19 protein-coding genes are annotated in these 22241 nt (G+C 62.4%); 6 read left to right on the top strand and 13 right to left on the bottom strand.

The window, feature by feature from the left end; genetic code table 11:
• Window positions 1-15 precede the first annotated feature (15 nt).
• The 9 genes from D6Z43_RS23960 to grpE all read right to left on the bottom strand — a co-directional run bounded on the left by D6Z43_RS23960 (window position 16) and on the right by grpE (window position 10865).
• Entirely contained in the window at window positions 16-456 is a 441-nt protein-coding gene (locus tag D6Z43_RS23960; protein WP_120654504.1) for a DUF4149 domain-containing protein, read from the bottom strand.
• Window positions 434-910, bottom strand: coding sequence for a transcription elongation factor GreA (gene greA, locus D6Z43_RS23955; RefSeq protein WP_016494781.1), 477 nt, complete (start codon window positions 908-910; stop codon window positions 434-436). The genes D6Z43_RS23960 and greA overlap by 23 nt, the downstream gene beginning before the upstream one ends.
• Window positions 907-4128 carry a carbamoyl-phosphate synthase large subunit gene (gene carB, locus D6Z43_RS23950; protein ID WP_120654503.1) on the bottom strand — a complete coding sequence of 1074 codons (3222 nt, stop codon included), beginning with the start codon at window positions 4126-4128 and terminating at the stop codon, window positions 907-909. The genes greA and carB overlap by 4 nt, the downstream gene beginning before the upstream one ends.
• Window positions 4129-4147: 19 nt before the next feature.
• The gene (gene leuE / locus D6Z43_RS23945; RefSeq protein ID WP_120655349.1) at window positions 4148-4798 is read right to left on the bottom strand and encodes a leucine efflux protein LeuE; all 651 of its coding nucleotides are present in this window, start codon (window positions 4796-4798) and stop codon (window positions 4148-4150) included.
• A gap of 25 nt (window positions 4799-4823) precedes the next feature.
• A complete protein-coding gene (gene carA, locus D6Z43_RS23940) occupies window positions 4824-5960 on the bottom strand; it encodes a glutamine-hydrolyzing carbamoyl-phosphate synthase small subunit (protein ID WP_120654502.1) in 1137 nt (378 codons plus the stop codon).
• 183 nt (window positions 5961-6143) lie between these two features.
• Window positions 6144-6947 (bottom strand): 4-hydroxy-tetrahydrodipicolinate reductase, encoded by an 804-nt coding sequence (gene dapB / locus D6Z43_RS23935; RefSeq protein ID WP_120654501.1) that lies wholly within the window; start codon window positions 6945-6947, stop codon window positions 6144-6146.
• A gap of 82 nt (window positions 6948-7029) precedes the next feature.
• Entirely contained in the window at window positions 7030-8157 is a 1128-nt protein-coding gene (dnaJ, locus tag D6Z43_RS23930; RefSeq protein WP_120654500.1) for a molecular chaperone DnaJ, read from the bottom strand.
• Window positions 8158-8281: 124 nt separating this feature from the next.
• Window positions 8282-10195, bottom strand: a complete 1914-nt coding sequence (gene dnaK, locus D6Z43_RS23925) for a molecular chaperone DnaK (protein ID WP_120654499.1) — start codon at window positions 10193-10195, stop codon at window positions 8282-8284.
• 100 nt (window positions 10196-10295) lie between these two features.
• Window positions 10296-10865: a nucleotide exchange factor GrpE gene (grpE, locus tag D6Z43_RS23920; RefSeq protein WP_120654498.1), complete on the bottom strand. Its 570-nt coding sequence runs from the start codon at window positions 10863-10865 to the stop codon at window positions 10296-10298.
• 156 nt (window positions 10866-11021) lie between these two features.
• Between grpE and recN the strand changes: the two genes are divergently transcribed.
• Window positions 11022-12695, top strand: coding sequence for a DNA repair protein RecN (gene recN, locus D6Z43_RS23915; RefSeq protein ID WP_120654497.1), 1674 nt, complete (start codon window positions 11022-11024; stop codon window positions 12693-12695).
• Window positions 12696-12752: 57 nt separating this feature from the next.
• Here recN and fur read toward each other — a convergent pair whose 3' ends face one another.
• Window positions 12753-13157: a ferric iron uptake transcriptional regulator gene (fur, locus tag D6Z43_RS23910; RefSeq protein WP_120654496.1), complete on the bottom strand. Its 405-nt coding sequence runs from the start codon at window positions 13155-13157 to the stop codon at window positions 12753-12755.
• Window positions 13158-13256: 99 nt separating this feature from the next.
• Here fur and D6Z43_RS23905 point away from each other — a divergent pair, with 99 nt between their 5' ends.
• Complete coding sequence (locus D6Z43_RS23905) at window positions 13257-13790, top strand: outer membrane protein assembly factor BamE (protein WP_120654495.1); 534 nt, start codon at window positions 13257-13259, stop codon at window positions 13788-13790.
• Window positions 13791-13843: 53 nt separating this feature from the next.
• Here the strand turns inward: D6Z43_RS23905 and D6Z43_RS23900 are convergent, their stop codons facing one another.
• Window positions 13844-14164 carry an RnfH family protein gene (locus D6Z43_RS23900; RefSeq protein ID WP_120654494.1) on the bottom strand — a complete coding sequence of 107 codons (321 nt, stop codon included), beginning with the start codon at window positions 14162-14164 and terminating at the stop codon, window positions 13844-13846.
• Window positions 14157-14591: a type II toxin-antitoxin system RatA family toxin gene (locus tag D6Z43_RS23895; RefSeq protein WP_120654493.1), complete on the bottom strand. Its 435-nt coding sequence runs from the start codon at window positions 14589-14591 to the stop codon at window positions 14157-14159. The genes D6Z43_RS23900 and D6Z43_RS23895 overlap by 8 nt, the downstream gene beginning before the upstream one ends.
• Window positions 14592-14744: 153 nt before the next feature.
• Here D6Z43_RS23895 and smpB point away from each other — a divergent pair, with 153 nt between their 5' ends.
• Entirely contained in the window at window positions 14745-15224 is a 480-nt protein-coding gene (smpB, locus tag D6Z43_RS23890) for an SsrA-binding protein SmpB (protein ID WP_028629989.1), read from the top strand.
• 46 nt (window positions 15225-15270) lie between these two features.
• On the opposite strand, the gene D6Z43_RS23885 is transcribed toward smpB, so the two are convergent.
• A complete protein-coding gene (locus D6Z43_RS23885; protein ID WP_120654492.1) occupies window positions 15271-16038 on the bottom strand; it encodes an FCD domain-containing protein in 768 nt (255 codons plus the stop codon).
• A 323-nt stretch (window positions 16039-16361) separates the two neighbouring features.
• Here D6Z43_RS23885 and D6Z43_RS23880 point away from each other — a divergent pair, with 323 nt between their 5' ends.
• The 3 genes from D6Z43_RS23880 (at window position 16362) to D6Z43_RS23870 (ending at window position 22139) form a co-directional block, all read left to right on the top strand.
• Window positions 16362-18047 carry a lactate permease LctP family transporter gene (locus D6Z43_RS23880; RefSeq protein ID WP_120654491.1) on the top strand — a complete coding sequence of 562 codons (1686 nt, stop codon included), beginning with the start codon at window positions 16362-16364 and terminating at the stop codon, window positions 18045-18047.
• A gap of 74 nt (window positions 18048-18121) precedes the next feature.
• Window positions 18122-19267, top strand: coding sequence for an FMN-dependent L-lactate dehydrogenase LldD (gene lldD / locus D6Z43_RS23875; protein ID WP_120654490.1), 1146 nt, complete (start codon window positions 18122-18124; stop codon window positions 19265-19267).
• A 58-nt stretch (window positions 19268-19325) separates the two neighbouring features.
• On the top strand, window positions 19326-22139 hold the full coding sequence (locus D6Z43_RS23870; protein WP_120654489.1) for an FAD-binding and (Fe-S)-binding domain-containing protein: 2814 nt from the start codon (window positions 19326-19328) through the stop codon (window positions 22137-22139).
• Window positions 22140-22241: the final 102 nt, after the last annotated feature.

Genomic DNA, 22241 nt, shown 5'->3' with positions numbered 1-22241 from the left:
ACCAAGGGCGCGCGCTCAGCGCGCCCGGTCCTCCGCCATCTTCACTGGCAAAGGCTGGATTACCAGCAGCAGGCCGCAGAAGGCCAGCGACAAATAGCTGAAGTTCAGCCAGTAAGCCGCCTCCGGCCTCCAGAAGCGCACGAGCAGAAACACCGCTACCAGAGCCAGTACAGCTGCGAGCAATTGCGCGCGGGCATCACGCCAGAGACGCGCAAGCCCCGCATGCTGAATCAGCAGCAGGGCCTGGAGCAACGCGCAAAATCCGGCAAAGGCTACAAGCAGGGGGCGCAGACCAGCCGCCACTTCATCGACCAGCATTGGCGCAAGACCAATCTGGCCGAGCGCCGGAAGCATGACGAAGTGCAGCAGCCAGAGGCCACCAACCCAGAAAGTCTGGGCCAACTGCCAGGCAATGGCGCCGGCCCGGAAACGCTTAGACGTGACGGACTTCGACAATCTCGTACTCGACGATACCGCTCGGAGTCTTGACGGTCACCACGTCCCCTTCTTCCTTACCCACCAGGGCGCGAGCGATGGGAGAGCTCACCGACAGTTTGCCTTTCTTAATGTCGGCTTCGTCGTCACCAACGATCTGGTAGGTAACGGCTTCGTCGGTTTCGACGTTGGCAATATCCACCGTGGTGCCGAAAATCACCTTGCCGGTATGGGCGATGCTGGTGACATCGATAACCACCGAATTCTGCAGACGGCCTTCGATATCACGGATACGCGCCTCGACCATGCCCTGCTGCTCGCGCGCCGCATGATATTCAGCGTTTTCCTTGAGATCACCCAGTTCACGCGCTTCGCCGATGGCTTGACTCAGTTGCGGGCGCATTACTTTGGTCAGATGAGCCAGCTCCTCTTCCAGGGCGCGAGCGCCCTGGACAGTCATGGGGTACTTATTCATGCCTTGATTCCTGCATGGAGATCCTGCAAGCGACGCACGGTCTTCTCGGGACCGAATTTGAGCGCCTCACAGATCGCCTGACCAGCCGCGATGGTGGTGGTGCAGTAGATCTTGTGCTGCAGGGCGTTACGACGGATCGAGTAGGAGTCAGCAATGGACTGACGCCCCTCAGTGGTGTTGATGATGAGGGTAACCTCATCGTTCTTGATCATGTCAACGACATGAGGACGGCCTTCCGTCACCTTGTTCACGCGACGGACCGGCAGACCAGCCGCCTCGATCACCTTGGCGGTACCGGAGGTGGCGACCACCTCGAAGCCCAGATCGATCAGATCGCGCGCGACCTGGGTGACCATCGGCTTGTCGTCTTCGCGCACGCTGATGAACACGGTGCCGGAGTTCGGCAGGATCTCGCTGGCACCCAGCTGGGCCTTGGAGAAGGCCTCGCCGAAGGTGTCACCGACACCCATCACTTCACCGGTGGACTTCATTTCCGGGCCGAGGATCGGGTCGACGCCCGGGAACTTGGCGAACGGGAACACCGCTTCCTTGACGCTGAAGAACGGCGGGATGATTTCCTTGGTGAAACCGATTTCCTTGAGGCTCTTGCCAGCCATTACGCGGGCAGCGACCTTGGCCAGCGATTCGCCGATGCATTTGGAGACGAACGGCACGGTACGGGACGCGCGCGGGTTGACCTCGATGACGTAGATGTCCTCGCCCTGCACGGCCATCTGCACGTTCATCAGGCCGACCACGCCGAGTTCCAGGGCCATTTTCTTGACCTGGTCACGAATCTCGTCCTGGATGTGCTGCGGCAACGAATACGGCGGCAGCGAGCAGGCGGAGTCACCGGAGTGCACGCCAGCCTGTTCGATGTGCTGCATGATCGCGCCAATTACGACGGTTTCGCCGTCGCAGACTGCATCGATGTCGACTTCGATGGCGCAGTTGAGGAAGCGGTCGAGCAGCACCGGGCTGTCGTTGGACACCTTCACCGCTTCGCGCATGTAGCGCTTGAGCTCTTCTTCCTGGTAGACGATTTCCATCGCGCGACCGCCCAGTACGTAGGACGGACGCACCACCATCGGGTAGCCGATGCCCTTCGAAAGGGCCAGGGCTTCGTCTTCGCTGCGGGCGGTGGCGTTGGCCGGCTGGCGCAGGTTCAGGCGCTGCACCATCTGCTGGAAGCGCTCGCGGTCTTCGGCGCGGTCGATCGCGTCGGGGCTGGTACCGATGATCGGCACACCGGCCTCTTCCAACGCACGGCAGAGTTTCAGCGGAGTCTGGCCGCCGTACTGGACGATCACACCTTTCGGCTGCTCGACGCGGACGATTTCCAGCACGTCTTCCAGGGTGACCGGCTCGAAGTACAGGCGGTCGGAAGTGTCGTAGTCGGTGGAAACGGTTTCCGGGTTGCAGTTGACCATGATGGTCTCGTAGCCGTCTTCGCGCATCGCCAGCGCCGCGTGCACGCAGCAGTAGTCGAACTCGATGCCCTGGCCAATACGGTTGGGGCCGCCACCGAGGATCATGATCTTGTCGCGGGTAGACGGATTGGCCTCGCACTCTTCCTCGTAGGTCGAGTACATGTAGGCAGTGTCGGTGGCGAATTCAGCGGCGCAGGTATCCACGCGCTTGAATACCGGCAGCACCTTCAGCTTGTGACGATGGCTGCGCAGATTCTTCTCGGTGACGCCGAGCAGCTTGGCCAGGCGAGAGTCGGAGAAGCCTTTGCGCTTGAGCTTGCGCATCAGGTCGGCATCGATGCCGGACAGACCGAGGGTCTTGACCTTCTCTTCGTCCCTCACGAGGTCCTCGATCTGTACCAGGAACCACTCGTCGATACGGGTAAGGTCGAAGACTTCTTCGATGGTCTTGCCGGCACGGAAGGCGTCAGCCACGTACCAGATACGCTCGGCGCCCGGCACGGTCAGCTCACGCTTCAGGATGCCTTCGGCTTCCGGGTCGTTCAGGTCCAGCTTGGGATCGAAGCCGGCAACGCCCACTTCCAGGCCGCGCAGGGCTTTCTGCACGGACTCCTGGAAAGTACGACCGATGGCCATGACTTCGCCCACGGATTTCATCTGGGTGGTGAGGCGGGCGTCCGCTTTCGGGAATTTCTCGAAGGCGAAGCGCGGAACCTTGGTCACGACGTAGTCGATTGCCGGCTCGAAGGACGCCGGGGTACGACCGCCGGTGATGTCGTTCTGCAGCTCGTCGAGGGTGTAACCGACAGCCAGCTTGGCGGCGATCTTGGCGATCGGGAAGCCAGTGGCCTTCGAAGCCAGGGCCGAGGAGCGCGATACGCGCGGGTTCATCTCGATCACGACCATACGGCCGGTGTCCGGGCAGATGCCGAACTGCACGTTGGAACCGCCGGTCTCGACGCCGATCTCACGCAGCACCGCCAGGGAGGCGTTGCGCATGATCTGGTATTCCTTGTCGGTCAGGGTCTGGGCCGGGGCTACGGTGATGGAGTCACCGGTGTGCACGCCCATCGGGTCGAAGTTCTCGATGGAGCAGACGATGATGCAGTTGTCCTTCTTGTCGCGGACAACCTCCATCTCGTATTCCTTCCAGCCGATCAGGGATTCGTCGATCAGCAGCTCGTTGGTAGGCGACAGGTCCAGGCCACGGGCGCAGATCTCCTCGAACTCTTCGCGGTTATAGGCGATGCCGCCACCGGTGCCGCCCATGGTGAAGGACGGACGGATGATGCAGGGGAATCCGACCTGCTCCAGCACGCCGTAGGCTTCCTCCATGCTATGGGCGATACCCGAGCGCGGGCAGGCCAGGCCGATGTCCTTCATGGCCCTGTCGAAGCGCGAACGATCCTCGGCCTTGTCGATGGTATCGGCATTGGCACCGATCATTTCCACACCGAACTTTTCGAGCACGCCATGGCGTTCCAGGTCGAGGGCGCAGTTCAGCGCGGTCTGGCCGCCCATGGTGGGCAGCAGCGCGTCAGGACGCTCCTTCTCGATGATCTTGGCGACGGTCGCCCACTTGATCGGCTCGATGTAGGTGGCGTCGGCCATGGCCGGGTCGGTCATGATGGTGGCCGGGTTGGAGTTCACCAGGATGACGCGGAAGCCTTCTTCCTTCAGGGCCTTGCAGGCCTGAGCGCCGGAATAGTCGAACTCGCAGGCCTGGCCGATCACGATGGGGCCGGCACCGAGGATCAGGATGCTCTTGATGTCTGTACGCTTGGGCATGGGACTCTCGTTGCAATAATCAGGACAGGGTTGCGGTCGCCAGCTTCACGCCAAAGCCGACGAACAGGGCGCCGACGCCGCTCGAGGCGCCGGCAGCCAGCCGTTGCCGCCGACGGAACCAGGCCGCCAGGCGTACACCGGAGAAAATCAGGAAACTCAAGTACAGGGCGCTGATGACTTCGAGGATTGCGCCCAGCACCAGGAACGACACTCCGGGGTAGGCGTATCCCGGATCGACGAACTGGATGAAGAAGGACACAAAGAAGAGGATCGCCTTGGGGTTGGACAAGCTCAGCAGCAGCGCCTTGCGGAACGGCTGGTTGACGTCCATGTCCTTCGCCGGAGCGGCTTGCTCGATCGGCTGGCGCAACTTCTGCCAGCCACCCCGGAGCATGCCGACGCCCAGGTAGAACAGGTAGGCGGCGCCGACGTACTTCAGGCCGAGGAACAGCATCGGTTCGGCCTTGAGCAGCGAGGCGATTCCCAGTGCCGACAGCAGCATGAGGATCGCATCGCCGAGGAACACCGCACTGGCCGCCCGGTAGCCGGCGGCCACGCCGCGCTGGGCGGCAGTAGCGAGCACGAACAGCGAGTTCGGCCCAGGCAGCAGGACGATGAACAGCGTCCCCAGGACGTAGGTCCAGAGGTCGGTGATCCCCAGGGTCGGCATCATCTTCGCAAGCCCCTCAACGGTCTCAGCGACGCTCGGCCATCGCCGCGATGAAGCGGTCGAACAGCGGAGCCACGTCGTGCGGACCAGGGCTGGCTTCCGGGTGACCCTGGAAGCTGAAGGCGACCTTGTCGGTGCGCTCGATGCCCTGCAGGGTGCCGTCGAACAGCGACTTGTGGGTTGCGCGCAGGTTGGCCGGCAGGGTCGACTCGTCTACAGCGAAACCGTGGTTCTGACTGGTGATCATCACCACGCTGGAGTCCAGGTCCTGTACCGGGTGGTTGGCGCCATGGTGGCCATGGCCCATCTTCACGGTTTTGGCGCCGGAGGCCAGCGCCAGCAATTGGTGGCCGAGGCAGATGCCGAACACCGGAATCTCGGTATCGAGGAACTCGCGAATTGCCTGGATGGCGTAATCGCACGGCTCGGGGTCGCCAGGGCCGTTGGAGAGGAAGATGCCGTCCGGATTCAACGCCAGAACTTCGCTGGCCGGAGTCTGCGCGGGCACCACGGTCAGGCGGCAGCCACGGGCTACCAGCATTCGCAGGATGTTCAGCTTGACGCCGAAATCGTAGGCCACCACGTGGTAAGGCAGCTCGCTGGCAGCGATTTCCGGATGGCTGTCGGTTTCCAGGTTCCACACGCTGGAGCGCCACTCATAGCGTTCCTCGCAGGACACCACCTTGGCCAAGTCCATGCCTTTCAGGCCCGGGAAACTGCGAGCCAGCTCCAGCGCTTTCTCTTCGGTGGCGTCGGCGCCAGCGAGGATGCAGCCGTTCTGCGAGCCCTTTTCACGCAGGATGCGGGTCAGGCGGCGGGTATCGATGCCGGCAATGGCGACGGTACCGTTCTCTTTCAGGTAATCCGGCAGCGACTGCTTGTTACGCCAGTTGCTGGCCAGCAGCGGCAGGTCGCGGATGATGAGGCCGGCGGCCCATACACGGTCAGCCTCGGCGTCTTCCGGCGTGGTGCCGGTGTTGCCGATGTGCGGATAGGTCAGGGTAACGATTTGCTGGGCATAGGAAGGATCGGTAAGGATTTCCTGATAGCCGGTCATGGCAGTGTTGAACACTACCTCGCCGATGGTATGGCCATCGGCCCCAATGGCTTCGCCGCGAAAAATGCTGCCGTCGGCAAGCGCGAGTATGGCTGGCTTAATCAAGAAGACCTCCCGTAGATCAAGGCTGAAGCAAACGCAGGTTGTAAAAAAGCGGGATGACGTTGTTACCGTCACCCCGCTTTTTTATCTGAGCCATTTCTGCGTAACTTTTAGTGGACACACTAAAGCTGCAGTTTATAGGAATGCGTCATTTCGGTCCACCCGAAAGACATCCCGATTAGCGACTCAGCGGAGACCGAGCACATCCTGCATGTCATACAGACCCGCTTCCTGGCCTTCCAGCCAGAGTGCGGCACGCACTGCACCGCGGGCAAAGGTCATGCGACTGGAAGCCTTGTGGGTGATCTCCACCCGCTCACCTTCGGCCGCGAACAGCACAGTGTGATCACCTACGACATCACCAGCGCGCACGGTGGCGAATCCGATGGTCTCGCGAGCGCGGGCGCCAGTCTGACCTTCACGACCGTAGACAGCGACCTTGGACAGATCGCGACCGAGCGCATCGGCAACCACTTCACCCATGCGAAGTGCGGTACCGGATGGCGCATCCACCTTGTGACGGTGGTGGGCCTCGATGATCTCGATGTCGACCTCGTCCCCCAGGACGCGGGCGGCGGTATCGAGCAGCTTGAGGCAGAGGTTCACACCGACACTGAAGTTGGCAGCGAAGACGATCGGAATCTCCGTGGCGGCAGCCGCCAACAGGGCTTTCTCGTCAGAGGAGAATCCCGTCGTGCCGATCACCATGGCCTTGCCCGCCTGACGGCAGACTTCCAGATTCTTCAAAGTCACCGATGGGTGGGTGAAGTCGATCAGCACGTCGAATTCGTCGACTACCTTGGCCAGATCACCCGACAGCGGCACGCCGATGCGGCCCAGCGCCGCCAGCTCGCCAGCGTCAGCGCCGACCAGGCTGCTGTCCGGACGATCGATGGCAGCCGTCAGGCCAGCGCCCTGCGCCTGCTGCACCGCTTCGATCAAATTCTTGCCCATGCGCCCAGCGGCGCCCATCACTGCAATACGTCGCATAAAAAAGCTCCAAGCTGGAAGCCTGGAGCTGGAAATCGGGACAGGAGCAGTTCAACTCCAAGCACCGACTTCCAGCTCGTCGTTAGAGATCGCCGAAGAAGCGCCTCATACCCTCGAACCAGCTACTGGCCTTGGGCGAATGGGAGCCATCGCTCTGCAGCGTCTTGCGGAACTCATCGAGCAGCTCGCGCTGGCGCTTGTCCAGGTTGACCGGCGTTTCCACCACAACCCGGCACATCAGGTCGCCAGCACCTCCACCACGCACCGGCGCTACGCCCTTGCCGCGCAGACGGAACAGCTTGCCGGTCTGGGTCGCTTCCGGAATCTTCAGTTTGACCCGGCCATCCAGGGTCGGCACCTCGAGCTCGCCCCCCAAGGCTGCGTCTGCGAAGCTGATCGGCACCTCGCAGTAGAGGTGCTTGCCATCACGCTGGAAGATCGGGTGCTCGCGCACGTTGACCACCACGTAGAGGTCGCCGGAAGGCCCACCAAGCGCACCAGCCTCGCCTTCGCCGGAAAGACGAATACGGTCACCGGTGTCGACGCCAGCAGGCACTTTCACCGACAGGGTCTTGTGTTCTTCCACGCGCCCCTGGCCGTGGCAACTGCCACACGGGTCGCTGATCATCTTGCCGCTGCCATGGCAGCGCGGGCAGGTCTGCTGCACCGAGAAGAAGCCCTGCTGCATGCGCACCTGGCCGATACCACCGCAGGTGGTACAGGTGACCGGACTGGTGCCCTTCTTGGCACCAGAGCCTTCGCAGGTCTTGCAATTGACCAGCGTCGGCACGCGGATGGTCACGGTAGTACCACGCACCGCTTCTTCCAGATCCAGTTCCAGGGTGTAGCGCAGGTCGCTGCCACGCTGTGGACCGCCACGCTGGCCACCACGCTGACCACCGAAGAAGTCACTGAACACATCGCCGAAGATGTCGGAGAAGCTGGCCCCACCAAAACCGGCACCGGCGCCTGCGCCCATCTGCGGATCGACACCGGCGTGGCCGTACTGGTCATACGCTGCGCGCTTGCTGGCATCGGAGAGAACTTCGTAGGCCTCGTTGGCCTCCTTGAACTGCTCCTCCGCAGCCTTGTCGCCCGGATTGCGGTCCGGGTGGAACTTCATGGCGAGACGGCGATAAGCCTTCTTCAGCTCCGCCTCGCTGGCGCCACGCTCGACACCAAGGATCTCGTAAAAGTCACGTTTAGCCATAGGTTTCCTGCACTCTCGAATTCACCAGCCCCAGACACACCAACGCGGGAGCAAGCTCCCGCGCGGCAGATCAGGCGTACGGGCCGTCTGGCACCGTACGCCGGGGCGAAAGCAAGCGTGACACTTACTTGTTTTCCTTGACCTCTTCGAACTCGGCGTCGACGGCATCGTCGCCAGCCTTGTCCGCAGCGGAAGCTTGCGGCTGTTCGCCAGCCTGAGCCTGGTCGGCGTACATCTTCTGGGCCAGCGGAGTGGACGCCTGGGACAGGGCATTCATCTTGGCTTCGATGTCGGCCTTGTCGTCGCCCTTCACGGCCACTTCCAACTCACCCAGCGCCTTCTCGATCGCAACCTTCTCCTCAGCAGTGGCCTTGTCGCCGGCCTCGGTGATCATCTTGCGAGTGGCGTGAACCAGCGCGTCGCCCTGGTTGCGGGCAGCGGCCAGCTCTTCGAACTTGCGGTCTTCCTCGGCGTTGGCCTCGGCATCACGCACCATCTGCTGGATTTCTTCCTCGGACAGACCGGAGTTGGCCTTGATCACGATGGATTGCTGCTTGCCGGTGGCCTTGTCCTTCGCGCCGACGTGCAGGATGCCGTTGGCATCGATGTCGAAGGTCACTTCGATCTGCGGTACGCCACGCGGAGCCGGCGGAATCTCGGCCAGATCGAACTTGCCCAGGGACTTGTTCTGGGCGGCCTGCTTGCGCTCACCCTGCAGCACGTGAATGGTCACTGCAGACTGGTTGTCGTCGGCGGTGGAGAACACCTGCGACTTCTTGGTCGGGATGGTGGTGTTCTTCTCGATCAGCGCGGTCATCACGCCACCCAGGGTTTCGATACCCAGGGTCAGCGGGGATACGTCGAGCAGCAGCACGTCTTTCACATCACCGGCCAGCACGGCACCCTGGATGGCGGCACCAATGGCGACGGCCTCGTCGGGGTTCACGTCCTTGCGCGGCTCTTTGCCGAAGAAGTCGGCAACCTGCTTCTGCACCAGCGGCATACGGGTCTGGCCACCGACCAGGATCACTTCCTGGATATCGGATACGTCCAGGCCTGCGTCCTTCAGGGCGATGCGGCAGGGCTCGATGGTACGCGCGACCAGATCTTCGACCAGGGCTTCCAGCTTGGCGCGGGAAATCTTCACGTTCAGGTGCTTCGGACCGGTCTGATCTGCAGTGATGTACGGCAGGTTGACGTCAGTCTGCTGAGCGGAAGACAGCTCGATCTTGGCCTTTTCGGCAGCTTCTTTCAGACGCTGCATGGCCAGGGGATCACCCTTCAGGTCCATGCCGGACTCTTTCTTGAACTCGTCGACGAGGTAATCAATCAGGCGCAGGTCGAAGTCTTCACCACCAAGGAAGGTGTCGCCGTTGGTGGCCAGCACTTCGAACTGGTGCTCGCCGTCGACCTCAGCGATCTCGATCACCGACACGTCGAAGGTACCGCCGCCCAGGTCATAGACGATAACGGTGTGATCGCCCTTGGCCTTGTCCATGCCGTAGGCCAGTGCAGCCGCGGTCGGCTCGTTGATGATGCGCTTGACGTCCAGACCGGCGATGCGGCCGGCGTCCTTGGTAGCCTGGCGCTGGCTGTCGTTGAAGTAGGCCGGAACGGTGATCACCGCTTCGGTGACCGGCTCGCCGAGGTAGTCTTCGGCGGTCTTCTTCATCTTCTTCAGCACTTCCGCAGAGATTTGCGGCGGCGCCATCTTCTGGCCCTTCACTTCCACCCAGGCGTCACCGTTGTCGGCCTTGGCGATCTTGTAGGGAACCATCTTGATGTCTTTCTGCACGACGTCTTCTTCGAAGCGGCGACCGATCAGACGCTTCACGGCGTACAGGGTGTTCTGCGGGTTGGTGACCGCCTGGCGCTTGGCGGACTGCCCGACCAGGGTCTCACCGTCGTTGGTGTAGGCGATGATGGACGGCGTGGTGCGAGCGCCTTCGGCGTTCTCGATCACCTTGACGTTGCCGTTTTCCAGGATGGCCACGCAAGAGTTGGTGGTCCCCAGGTCGATACCAATGATTTTGCCCATATTCTCTCTCCCGAAACTTTGGATTCTCCGCGGCCTCACTTCACGGACCGCGGCAGCACATAAACGCTTGATCTAACAGATGGGGGCCCAAGCCCGGATTTCAAGCCTGCTCGTCGATCGACGGCGGCGTCGCGCTCGGAGCCTTGCTGACCACCACCATGGCGGGGCGCAACAGGCGGCCATTGAGCAGGTAACCCTTCTGGAACACCTTGAGCACGCTGCCCGGCTCGACATGGGTGCTCTCTTCCATTGCCATGGCTTGGTGATGCTCAGGATTGAAGGGCGCGCCATGCGGGTCGACCGCCTCCAACTGGTGACGCTTGAGCGTGTCGTGGAACAGCTTAAGCGTCAGCTCCATCCCTTCGCGCACCGGCTTGATCGTCTCGTCAGTGGCGCTGGACAGTTCGAGACCGCGCTCCAGACTGTCGACAACCGGCAGCAGGTCGTTGGCGAATTTTTCCAGGGCGAACTTGTGCGCCTTCTCCACATCCTGTTCGGCACGGCGACGGATGTTTTGCAGTTCGGCGGCAACACGCAGCGACTGATCCTGGGCCGCAGCCAGCTGCTCTTCCAGCACCTGTACGCGGGTGGCGAGGTCTTCGCCGGATGCGGCGTCGGCAGCAGGATTCGCTTCGGGGGTCTGGTTATCCAGGGTCTGTTCGTCGGCCATGCCTTCCTCCTCATAAAAGACAGCTGCGGGTAAAGACCCGCTGATATGTCCGCCTATATGGGGTCGCAATTTGTCGCTTCAAGGGGGAGGAGCGATTGTCAGGCAGAAAACAAACACTGTATAAATACACAGCCAACTCAGCGCGGGAGTCGCACCATGCTGGTACACCTGTCAATCCACAATTACGCCATCGTCGAGCACCTGGATCTGGAGCTTGAGGGTGGAATGTCCGTGATCACCGGGGAAACCGGCGCCGGCAAGTCGATAATGCTCGACGCCCTCGGCCTGACCCTGGGTGATCGCGCCGACAGCGGCGTGGTGCGCCCCGGCGCCGACAAAGCCGACATCCTCGCCAGCTTCGACCTCAGCCGCATCCCCGAAGCCCGCACCTGGCTGGCCGAGCGCGACCTGGACAACGACGGCCCATGCATACTGCGACGCGTCATCACCGCCGAAGGTCGTTCCCGTGCCTACATCAATGGCAGCCCCTGCCCCCAAGGCGACCTAAAGACCCTGGGCGAACTGCTGATCGACATCCACAGCCAACACGAACACCAGTCCCTGCTCAAGACCGACACCCATCGGCGCCTGCTGGATGAGTTCGCAGGCGCCAGCGACCTCGCCCGCCAGGTGCAACTGGCAGCCCAACGCTGGCGACAGACCCGCCAGGAGCTGGAGCACCTGTCCCGAGCAGGCGACGAACAGCGGGCACGCCACCAGCTGCTCACCTACCAGTTGGACGAGTTGGAAAACCTGGCCCTCGGCGAGAACGAACTGGAACGGCTGGAGCAGGAACACAAGAACCTCGCCAATGCCGAAAGCCTGCTGGCCGCATGCCGCCAGGTCATCGAAATGTGCAGCGACAGCGATGCCGGCAACGTACTCAGCGCGCTGACCGCCAGTCTCAACCGCCTCACCGCCTTTCATTCCCAGCCAGGCGCCCTGACCGAAGCGGTCAACCTGCTGTCCAGCGCACAGATCCAGGTCGAGGAGGCCATGGGCGAGCTGAACCGCTTCCTCGATCATTTCGACGCCGACCCTGAACGCCAGCAAGCTCTGGAGGAACGTCTCGACGCCATCTACACCCTGGCTCGAAAACACCGCGTCCAACCGAACGACCTCGCCGAGCTTCAGCAACGCCTGCTGGACGAACTGGAAGCCCTCAACGCCGATGACGAAGCAGCCGAGCGACTCGCCGAGGAACTGACTGCGTATGAGCGTCACTATCAGGAGAAAGCCACTGAACTGAGCCGGCTGCGTGGCGAAGCGGCGGAACAGCTGGCCGGCGCCGTGGAAATCGAGATGCAGCGCCTGGGCATGCCCGGCGGGCGCTTCAATATCAGGCTATATGCGAGCCAGCTGGATGAGCCACAACACTACGGACTGGAACAAGTGGAGTTTCTGGTGAGCGCCAACCCTGGCCAACCGCTGAAGGCATTGGCAAAGGTCGCCTCGGGCGGCGAACTGTCCCGTATCAGCCTGGCGATCCAGGTGATCACCGCGCAGACATCACGCGTGCCCACCCTGGTCTTCGACGAGGTGGACGTTGGTATCGGCGGCCCCACCGCCGAAGTGGTTGGCCAACTGCTGCGTCGCCTCGGCGAGCGTGGCCAGGTCCTTACCGTCACCCACCTTCCGCAAGTAGCCGCGCAGGGCCACCACCACCTCTTCGTGCACAAGGTGCGTGGCACCCAGGAAACGCGCACTGCAGTGACCAAGCTGCAGGAAGCACCGCGCATCGAAGAGATCGCCCGCATGCTGGGCGGCCTGGACCTCACCGAGGAATCCCTGGCCCACGCCCGGAAGATGGTGGTCAGCGCCCAGCGCTGATTTCAACCCAAACGAAAAAGGCGACCTTGTGGTCGCCTTTTCCTTTGCGCGAAGCGCTCACTTTTTCTTGCGGATGTACAGCACCAGATTGTGGTCAACAAGCTCGTAACCACGCTCCTTGACGATTTCCTTCTGGCGCTTCTCGATTTCCGGATCGAAGAACTCGATCACTTCACCGGAATCGACGCACACCATGTGGTCGTGATGGCCGCTATCGGCCAGCTCGAACACTGCATGACCGCCGTCGAAGTTGTGACGAACCACCAGGCCCGCCGCTTCGAACTGGGTCAGAACTCGATAGACAGTGGCCAGACCGACATCTTCACCAGCTTCCATCAAGGCCTTGTAAACGTCCTCCGCGCTCATGTGGCGTTGCTCGGTGGAGTCGAGCATCTGGAGGATCTTGACCCGAGGCAAGGTCACCTTCAGGCCGGCTTTACGCAGTTCGTTGTTTTCAACCATGGTCGGTTTTCTCGAGGAATGCGGCTTTCGCAGCTTCCCTTAATGCAGGTATGATCGGGACTTTTCGTGCCCAGCCAAGATAGTGGAAGTCTCCCACCGATGCAAAACACCAAGCTCCTGCTGACCAGCCTTTCCTTCGCAGGCTTGCTCGCACTCGCCGGTTGCTCGTTTCCCGGGGTCTACAAGATCGACATCCAGCAGGGCAACGTCGTAACGCAAGACATGATAGACCAGTTGAAGCCCGGAATGACCCGGCGTCAAGTGCGGTTTATCATGGGCAACCCGCTGATCACCGACACCTTCCACGCCAAGCGCTGGGACTACCTCTACAGCATCCAGCCAGGCGGCGGTCAACGCCTACAGGAGCGCGTCAGCCTGATGTTCGACGGCAACGACCAACTGATCGGACTGGCTGGCGACTTCATGCCCGGCGTGAGCCGTGACGAAGCGATCCTCGGCGGCGAAAGCACCACCACGACTACCGAAGCCAAACCGGAACAGCCGAAAGAGCAGCAAAAGGCCGAAGAACCGGCAGCGCCGGGTTCCCTGCTGGAGAAAATCCAGAAAGAAGTGGACAGCGCAGAGCCGGTACCGGTGCCGATTCCGGAGCCGCTGGAAACCTCGCCGCAATAACACGCGGCAACAAAAAAGCCCGGGCTGGTCCCGGGCTTTTTCATGGACGGGATTCAGGCGCCCCGCTCACCCGCACGCACTTGGGCAGCCTTTGCTGCTCGCTGCTTGCGCACTTCCTTCGGATCAGCGATCAGCGGCCGATATATCTCCACTCGATCCCCCTCCTCCAACAATCGATCTTCCGGGTTCGGCAGCGCCTTGCCGAAGATGCCAAGCGGGCAGCTGGCAAGATCCAGGTCGGGGAAGTGCTCCGCCATGCCCGAACGCAGCACCGCCTCCCGGGCGCTGATGCCCACAGGGACATCAAGGCGGAGTAACTGCTGGTGGCCGGCCAGGGCGTAGACCACCTCGATGTGGATCACAGCATTAGCCATAGAGCTGCTTCGCACGCTGGCAGAACGCGTCCACCATGGTATTGGCAGCCTGGGTGAACAAAGGCCCCAGGGTAGCCTTGATGATCGGGCCGGCGTAATCGAACCGCAGATCCAGACTGATCTTGCAGGCCTTGTCTCCCAACGACTTGAAATGCCAAACGCCGTGCAACTGACTGAAGGGGCCTTCTTCCAGATTCATTTCGATCATGCTGCCCCCGTCCAGCTTGTTGCGGGTGACGAAGCGCTGGCTGAGGCTGCCCTTGGCCACTTCGAGCCTGGCGAGCATATGACTCTCGCTCTCCTCCATGACGGTGGCAGCCGAACACCACGGCAGGAATTCCGGGTAGCGCGCCACATCGTTGACCAGGTCGTAGAGCGCCTGCGCAGGGAATGGCAACAGGGCGGAGCGCTGGATATGGGTGGTCATCTTGGCCTCAAACAGGGTTCCAGACCGCTTCGCGCAGGGATGCACAGGGCCGGACTGATCAAAAAAGTGCCGCATTGTCGGAGATTCACCAGCATCGCTCAAGCCTACGCCGCCGTAGCCGCGCCGTCTGCGACTCCCTATAATGCGCCGCCTATGGCTAAGCAAAAGAAACATCCGGAAGGCACCATCGCCCTCAACAAGAAGGCGCTGCACGACTATTCCATCGAACAGAAATTCGAAGCCGGGCTGGCTCTCGCCGGCTGGGAAGTGAAGAGTCTGCGCGCCGGAAAGGCACAGCTGGTGGACAGCTATGTGCTGCTGAAAGACGGCGAAGCCTGGCTGCTCGGCAGCCACATTACCCCACTGAAGACGGCGAGCACTCACGTGATTGCCGACCCGGTGCGCACCCGCAAGCTGCTGCTGCACAAGCGCGAGCTGGGCAAGCTTTTCGGCGCGGTTCAGCAGAAGGGCTACGCCTGCGTGGCGCTGTCGATCTACTGGAAGAAGCACCTGATCAAGTGCGAGATCGCCCTGGCCAAGGGCAAGAAGGAATTCGACAAGCGCGCCACGGAGAAGGAGCGCGACTCCGACCGTGAGATCGCGCGGGCCATGCGTACCAAGGGCAAGGAATAAGCCCAACACAAAACAACGCCGGGCACTGCCCGGCGTTTTTTTTGCCTCAGATACCCTGACGCCGCTGAGATCTCGCCAGCCGCTGCGCTTCTAGCTGACCTTCCTCCAGCACCTCTTGAACGTACTGGATGTGCTGATGGGAAATCTCCCGCGCATCGACTGCACGCCGCTCGATGATCGCTTCATAGAGGGCCCGGTGTTGCTTCGTCAGCATGTCGCGGGTCTCACCACGCTGCAGGTACATCCCACCGATGTTGGTTACCACATTGTGCTTCAGCAGATCGAAGAGTCCCCGAATGGTGTGCAGCAGCACCGCATTGTGGCTGGCCTCGGCAATTGCCAGATGGAAGCGCGCGTCCGCCGCCCCCTCCTCCGCCCGACTTGCCTTGCTGTCCGGCGCATAGCAGGCCTGAAGACTCTCGTAGGCCTCTGTCAGGCGCTCGTGATCCACCTCCGTCGCCCGCTGCGCCGCGTAGTACGCGCATGAGCCTTCCAGGGTATGGCGAAACTCCAGGAGATCGCGCTGGGCCTCGGGATTGCTCTCCAACAATTGCAACAAGGGATCGCTGAACGTCGCCCCCAGCTCGGCAGCGACATAGTTGCCCCCGCCCTGCCGGCTGACCAGCAGCCCTCGCGCCACCAGCTTCTGGATCGCCTCACGTAGCGAGGGGCGTGACACACCGAACTGCTCGGCAAGCGCACGCTCGGCAGGTAGCCGTTCACCGGCCTTCAAGGTGCCCTCGAGGATCATCGCCTCAAGCTGACTGACGATATCGTCCGACAAGCGGCGCTGACGTACCTGACCGAATCCCATTGCTCTACCAACCCTTCACGCCGCCTCGGGCGGCCTTAAAACACAGCGCCTACGGGGCGCGACGCGGCAGCCTAACCAGCCCACCAGTCACGCACAAGAAGCACACCTTCCATCGGCCGCTCGACCAAAGTCGCAAAGCGGCAAATTGACACAACGATATTCAGGCTTTTACTCTGAGCCGTCGCTTTTGTAAATTGGTATTACCAATTATTCCGACACGCAGCGCCGACTCGGTCTTCGCCTGCCGCCGCGCCACAAGCGCAACGGTCTTCGCCCGATCCGGCAAACAGGCACTCCAAAAACAATTAGGGAGCCACCCCACGATGCAAACCTGGCAGCAGATCTATACCCCTCTCGGCAGCCTCGGGCTGTCGGCGCTCGTCGCACTGATTCCGATCATCTTCTTCTTCCTGGCCCTGGCGGTGTTCCGCATGAAGGGCTACATCGCCGGCACCATCACCCTGGCGCTGTCTCTGGCAGTGGCGATCTTCGCCTTCCAGATGCCAGTGGACATGGCGTTCGCTGCAGCCGGCTACGGCTTCGCCTACGGGCTCTGGCCCATCGCCTGGATCATCGTCGCGGCGGTGTTCCTCTACAAACTCACGGTCAAGAGCGGCCAGTTCGAAGTGATCCGCAGCTCCGTGCTGTCCATCACCGATGACCAGCGCCTGCAGGTCCTGCTGATCGGTTTCTCCTTCGGCGCCTTCCTCGAGGGTGCAGCTGGATTCGGCGCACCGGTGGCCATTACCGCCGCCCTGCTGGTCGGCCTGGGCTTCAACCCGCTCTACGCAGCGGGCCTGTGCCTGATCGCCAACACCGCACCGGTGGCCTTCGGCGCCCTGGGCATCCCGATCATCGTCGCAGGCCAGGTCACCGGCATCGACGCCTTCAAGATCGGCGCCATGACAGGCCGCCAACTGCCGCTGCTGTCGATCATCGTGCCCTTCTGGCTGGTAGCCATGATGGACGGCTGGCGCGGCATCAAGGAAACCTGGCCGGCAGCCCTGGTGGCTGGTGCCAGCTTCGCTGTCACCCAGTACTTCACCTCCAACTTCATCGGCCCGGAACTGCCCGACATTACCTCCGCGCTGGTGAGCCTGGTGTCCCTGACCCTGTTCCTGAAGGTGTGGCAGCCCAAACGCGCTGAAGACCGCGAAGTGGTCGGCATCTCTGGCGGCACAGCGGTGATGGGTGGCTTCGGCGGGCCGCGCAATACCACACCTTCACCCTACAGCTTCGGAGAGATCCTCAAGGCCTGGTCGCCCTTCCTGGTACTGACCGTACTGGTGACCATCTGGACCCTGAAGCCCTTCAAGGCCATGTTCGCCCCGGGAGGCGCACTGGAGCAGTTCGTCTTCCTGATCGCCATCCCGCACCTCGACCAACTGGTGATGAAAGGCGCACCCATCGTGGCCACCGCCACCGCCATTCCGGCCGTCTACAAGTTCGACCCAGTATCCGCCACCGGCACCGCGATCTTCTTCTCGGCCTTGATCTCCATGGCCATCCTCGGGATTCATATCAAAAATGGTATGACCACTCTCAAGGAAACTTTCGTCGAGCTGAAGTGGCCGATCCTCTCTATCGGCATGGTGCTGGCCTTCGCCTTCGTCACCAACTTCTCCGGCATGTCCACCACCCTGGCGCTTGTCCTGGCCGGTACCGGCGCGGCCTTCCCGTTCTTCTCGCCGTTCCTCGGCTGGTTGGGCGTGTTCCTCACCGGTTCGGATACCTCGTCCAACGCCCTGTTCGGTTCCCTGCAGGCCACCACTGCGCACCAGATCGGCGTGAACGACACCCTGCTGGTAGCGGCCAACACCAGCGGCGGCGTGACCGGCAAGATGATTTCGCCGCAGTCCATCGCCGTTGCCTGCGCAGCCACAGGCATGGTCGGCAAGGAATCCGACCTGTTCCGCTTCACCCTGAAGCACAGCCTGATGTTCGCCGCCATGGTCGGCCTGATCACGCTGGCTCAGGCCTACGTGTTCACCGGCATGCTCGTACATTGATCGAGCGCCCGGGCTGCCCCGCGCGGCAGCCCGGTTCTCCCATACTGCCCTGAAGCCCGCCCCGGACCGACTACATGATCATCTCCGCCTCTACCGACTACCGTGCCGCCGCTCAGCGCAGGCTCCCGCCCTTCCTGTTCCACTACATCGACGGCGGCGCCTATGCCGAGTACACCCTGCGCCGCAACGTCGAAGACCTGGCCAGCATCGCCCTGCGCCAGCGCGTGCTGCGGAACATGTCCGAGCTGAGCCTGGAGACCAAGCTGTTCGGCGAGACCCTATCCATGCCGGTGGCGCTGGCCCCTGTTGGCCTGACCGGCATGTATGCGCGTCGCGGCGAGGTACAGGCGGCCAAAGCGGCGGCGAACAAAGGCATTCCCTTCACCCTTTCCACCGTTTCTGTCTGCCCGATCGAGGAAGTCGCGCCGGCCATCAACCGGCCCATGTGGTTCCAGCTTTACGTACTGAAAGACCGCGGCTTCATGAAAAACGCCCTGGAGCGCGCCAAGGCCGCCGGCGTGACGACTTTGGTATTCACCGTCGACATGCCGGTACCGGGCGCGCGCTACCGTGATGCCCATTCCGGCATGAGCGGCCCGAACGCAGCCATGCGCCGTGTCCTCCAGGCCATGACCCACCCGACCTGGGCCTGGGATGTGGGCTTGCTGGGCAAGCCCCATGACCTGGGCAACATCTCCACCTACCGGGGCAACCCCACGGGCCTGGCCGACTACATCGGCTGGCTCGGCGCCAACTTCGATCCATCGATTTCCTGGAAGGACCTGGAGTGGATCCGCGATTTCTGGAAAGGCCCGATGGTGATCAAGGGCATCCTCGACCCCGAGGACGCAAAAGACGCGGTGAAATTCGGTGCTGACGGCATCGTTGTCTCCAACCACGGTGGCCGCCAACTCGATGGCGTGCTTTCCAGCGCCCGCGCCCTGCCGGCCATCGCCGATGCAGTGAAGGGCGAACTGAAGATTCTCGCTGACTCCGGCATCCGCACTGGCCTCGACGTGGTGCGCATGCTGGCCCTCGGCGCCGACACCGTGATGCTCGGCCGCGCCTTCGTCTACGCTCTGGCCGCAGCAGGCGGAGCAGGCGTAAGCAACCTGCTGGACCTGATTGAAAAGGAAATGCGTGTGGCCATGGTGCTTACCGGCGCCAAATCCATCGGCGAAATCAGCACCGACTCGCTGGTACGCGAACTCGGTCGCTGACCGGCCACCCAACTCCGGCGGGCCGCCCGCGGCCCGCGACAAATAGACGGGACACCGCATGAGCCTGCCGATTCCTTTCCTCAACACCGTTGAACACCTGATCCCCCGCGAGCGTCGTTTCGACGATCCGCTGTCCACCCTGGCCTTCGGCACCGACGCGAGCTTCTACCGGCTGATTCCCAAGCTGGTGATCCGCGTGGAGAGTGAAGCCGAAGTCATTGCCCTGCTGAAAGCCGCCCACGCCGAACTGGTCCCGGTGACCTTCCGCGCGGCCGGCACCAGCCTTTCCGGCCAGGCCATCACCGATTCGGTATTGCTGGTCCTGGGTGACAACTGGAACGGCCGCGACATTCGCCAAGGCGGCGCACAGATTCGCCTGCAACCCGGCGTCATCGGCGCCCAGGCCAACGCCTGGCTGGCCCCCTTCGGCCGCAAGATCGGCCCGGACCCAGCCTCCATCAACGCCTGCAAGATCGGCGGCATCGTCGCCAACAATGCCAGCGGCATGTGCTGCGGCACCGCGCAGAACAGCTACCACACCCTCGCCGGGCTGCGCCTGGTGCTGGCCGACGGTACCCTGCTGGATACCGAAGACCCTGCCAGCATCGCTGCCTTCCGCCACAGCCATGGCCCACTGCTGGCCGAGCTGGCCGAGCTGGGCCGACAGACCCGCGCCAACACCGAACTGGCTGCGAAGATTCGCCACAAGTACCGCCTGAAGAACACCACCGGCCTGTCGCTCAACGCCCTGGTGGACTTCGACCAGCCCCTGGATATCCTCAGCCACCTGCTGGTCGGCTCCGAAGGTACCCTCGGCTTCATCAGTGCAGTTACCTACGACACCGTGCCCGACCACCCGCATAAGGCCAGCGCGCTGATCGTCTTCCCCGACGTGGAAAGCTGCTGCAAGGCGGTGACCCTGCTGAAAAGCCAGCCGGTTTCGGCAGTGGAACTGCTGGACCGGCGCAGCCTGCGCTCGGTCCAGAGCAAGCCCGGCATGCCCGACTGGGTGAAAGGACTGTCGGCCAACGCCTGCGCCCTGCTGATCGAATCCCGCGCGGCCAGCCAGAGCCTGCTGCACGAGCAATTGGCGCAGATCATGGCGTCCATTGCTCATTTCCCGCTGGAACAGAAGGTCGACTTCAGCGAAGACCCAACCGTCTACAACCTGCTGTGGAAAATCCGCAAGGACACCTTCCCCGCCGTCGGAGCTGTACGCCAGACCGGCACCACAGTGATCATCGAAGACGTCACCTTCCCCATCGAGCAACTGGCCGAAGGCGTCAATCGCCTGCTGGCGTTGTTCGACAAGCACGGCTACGACGAAGCGATCATTTTCGGCCACGCCCTCGAGGGCAACCTGCACTTCGTCTTCACCCAGGGTTTCGACAGCCCCGAACAGGTGGCCCGCTACGAAGCCTTCATGCAGGACGTGGCGCAACTGGTGGCAGTGGAGTTCGGAGGCTCTCTCAAGGCCGAACACGGTACCGGACGCAATATGGCGCCCTTCGTCGAACTGGAATGGGGCAGCGATGCGTATCAGCTCATGTGGAAGATCAAGCGCCTGCTGGACCCACGCGGCGTGCTCAACCCTGACGTGATACTCAGTGAAGACAACGACATTCACCTGAAGAACCTCAAGCCGCTTCCGGCCGCCGACGAAATCGTCGACAAGTGCATTGAATGCGGTTTCTGCGAACCGGTATGCCCATCCAAGGGACTGACCCTGAGTCCGCGCCAACGCATCGTGATCTGGCGTGACATTCAGGCCAAACAGCGCGCGGGCATCGACACCACCGAACTTGAACAGGCCTACCAATACCAGGGCATCGACACTTGCGCCGCCACCGGCCTCTGCGCCCAGCGCTGCCCGGTGGGCATTAACACCGGTGATCTGGTGCGCAAGCTACGTGCGAAGAGCGCCCTCCATGCTGGCAGCGCCAACTGGCTGGCCGGCCACTTCGCTACCGCCCTCAGCGGCGCGCGCCTGACCCTGCGTGTCGCCAACGGCGCCCGCCGCGTGCTCGGCGCGCCCTTGCTGGAGAAAGCTTCCGGTGCCCTGCGCCAGCTTTCCGGCAACCGCCTGCCACAATGGACACCCGCCCTGCCCCAGGCCGTAGCCCCCATCCACATTACCCCGCCCACCACCGGCAATCAGCCAAGGGTGGTTTACCTCGCAGCATGCGTCTCCCGCGCCATGGGCCCATCGGCAGGCGACCGCGAGCAGGTGCCCTTGATCGACAAGACTCGAATGCTGCTGGAGAAGGCCGGCTACCAAGTGGTGTTCCCGGAGAACCTCGACAGCCTCTGCTGCGGCCAGCCGTTTGCTTCCAAGGGTTACGCCGATCAGGCCGAAAACAAGCGCCGCGAACTGGTGGATGCCCTGCTCAGCGCCAGCCGCGGCGGCCTGGACCCGATCTACTGCGACACCAGCCCCTGCACCTTGCGCCTGGTGCAGGACGGACTGGATTCACGCCTGCAGCTGTTCGACCCAGTGCGCTTCATCCGCAACTATCTGCTGGAACGGCTGGACTTCACCCCCCAGGACAAACCAGTGGCCATCCATGTCACCTGCAGCACCCAGCACCTGGGCGAGGCACAGGGTCTGATCGATATCGTCAAACGCTGCACGCGGGAAGTCGTGATACCGGAAGGTATCCATTGCTGCGGCTTCGCCGGTGACAAGGGATTCACCACCCCGGAACTGAATGCCCATTCCCTGCGTTCCCTGAAAGACGCCGTGCAGATCTGCGACGAAGGCATCTCCACCAGTCGTACCTGCGAGATCGGCCTATCCCAGCATGGCGGCATCGACTATCACGGGCTGGTCTACCTGGTGGACCGCGTTACCCGTCCCCGTGTAGTGGCGTGAGTCAGGGCAGCGCCTCGCTGCGTGGGGGCGAATTCATTCGCGAATGAATTCGCCCCACAGCGAAACATTCCACGTCTTGCCACTTGGGCAAAAAACCTGAAC

The organism is Pseudomonas sp. DY-1 (assembly GCF_003626975.1).
Taxonomy (GTDB): Bacteria; Pseudomonadota; Gammaproteobacteria; order Pseudomonadales; family Pseudomonadaceae; genus Metapseudomonas.
Note: the sequence above shows the minus strand (reverse complement) of the source record. Positions and strands in the feature narration are given on the sequence as shown.

What these genes read in the sequence shown, in the direction of transcription:
- greA (WP_016494781.1), bottom strand. Translation starts at nt 910, where the DNA reads ATGAATAAGTACCCCATGACTGTCCAGGGCGCTCGCGCCCTGGAAGAG.
- carB (WP_120654503.1), bottom strand. Translation starts at nt 4,128, where the DNA reads ATGCCCAAGCGTACAGACATCAAGAGCATCCTGATCCTCGGTGCCGGC.
- leuE (WP_120655349.1), bottom strand. Translation starts at nt 4,798, where the DNA reads ATGCCGACCCTGGGGATCACCGACCTCTGGACCTACGTCCTGGGGACG.
- dapB (WP_120654501.1), bottom strand. Translation starts at nt 6,947, where the DNA reads ATGCGACGTATTGCAGTGATGGGCGCCGCTGGGCGCATGGGCAAGAAT.
- dnaJ (WP_120654500.1), bottom strand. Translation starts at nt 8,157, where the DNA reads ATGGCTAAACGTGACTTTTACGAGATCCTTGGTGTCGAGCGTGGCGCC.
- dnaK (WP_120654499.1), bottom strand. Translation starts at nt 10,195, where the DNA reads ATGGGCAAAATCATTGGTATCGACCTGGGGACCACCAACTCTTGCGTG.
- grpE (WP_120654498.1), bottom strand. Translation starts at nt 10,865, where the DNA reads ATGGCCGACGAACAGACCCTGGATAACCAGACCCCCGAAGCGAATCCT.
- recN (WP_120654497.1), top strand. Translation starts at nt 11,022, where the DNA reads ATGCTGGTACACCTGTCAATCCACAATTACGCCATCGTCGAGCACCTG.
- fur (WP_120654496.1), bottom strand. Translation starts at nt 13,157, where the DNA reads ATGGTTGAAAACAACGAACTGCGTAAAGCCGGCCTGAAGGTGACCTTG.
- D6Z43_RS23905 (WP_120654495.1), top strand. Translation starts at nt 13,257, where the DNA reads ATGCAAAACACCAAGCTCCTGCTGACCAGCCTTTCCTTCGCAGGCTTG.
- D6Z43_RS23900 (WP_120654494.1), bottom strand. Translation starts at nt 14,164, where the DNA reads ATGGCTAATGCTGTGATCCACATCGAGGTGGTCTACGCCCTGGCCGGC.
- D6Z43_RS23895 (WP_120654493.1), bottom strand. Translation starts at nt 14,591, where the DNA reads ATGACCACCCATATCCAGCGCTCCGCCCTGTTGCCATTCCCTGCGCAG.
- smpB (WP_028629989.1), top strand. Translation starts at nt 14,745, where the DNA reads ATGGCTAAGCAAAAGAAACATCCGGAAGGCACCATCGCCCTCAACAAG.
- D6Z43_RS23885 (WP_120654492.1), bottom strand. Translation starts at nt 16,038, where the DNA reads ATGGGATTCGGTCAGGTACGTCAGCGCCGCTTGTCGGACGATATCGTC.
- D6Z43_RS23880 (WP_120654491.1), top strand. Translation starts at nt 16,362, where the DNA reads ATGCAAACCTGGCAGCAGATCTATACCCCTCTCGGCAGCCTCGGGCTG.
- lldD (WP_120654490.1), top strand. Translation starts at nt 18,122, where the DNA reads ATGATCATCTCCGCCTCTACCGACTACCGTGCCGCCGCTCAGCGCAGG.
- D6Z43_RS23870 (WP_120654489.1), top strand. Translation starts at nt 19,326, where the DNA reads ATGAGCCTGCCGATTCCTTTCCTCAACACCGTTGAACACCTGATCCCC.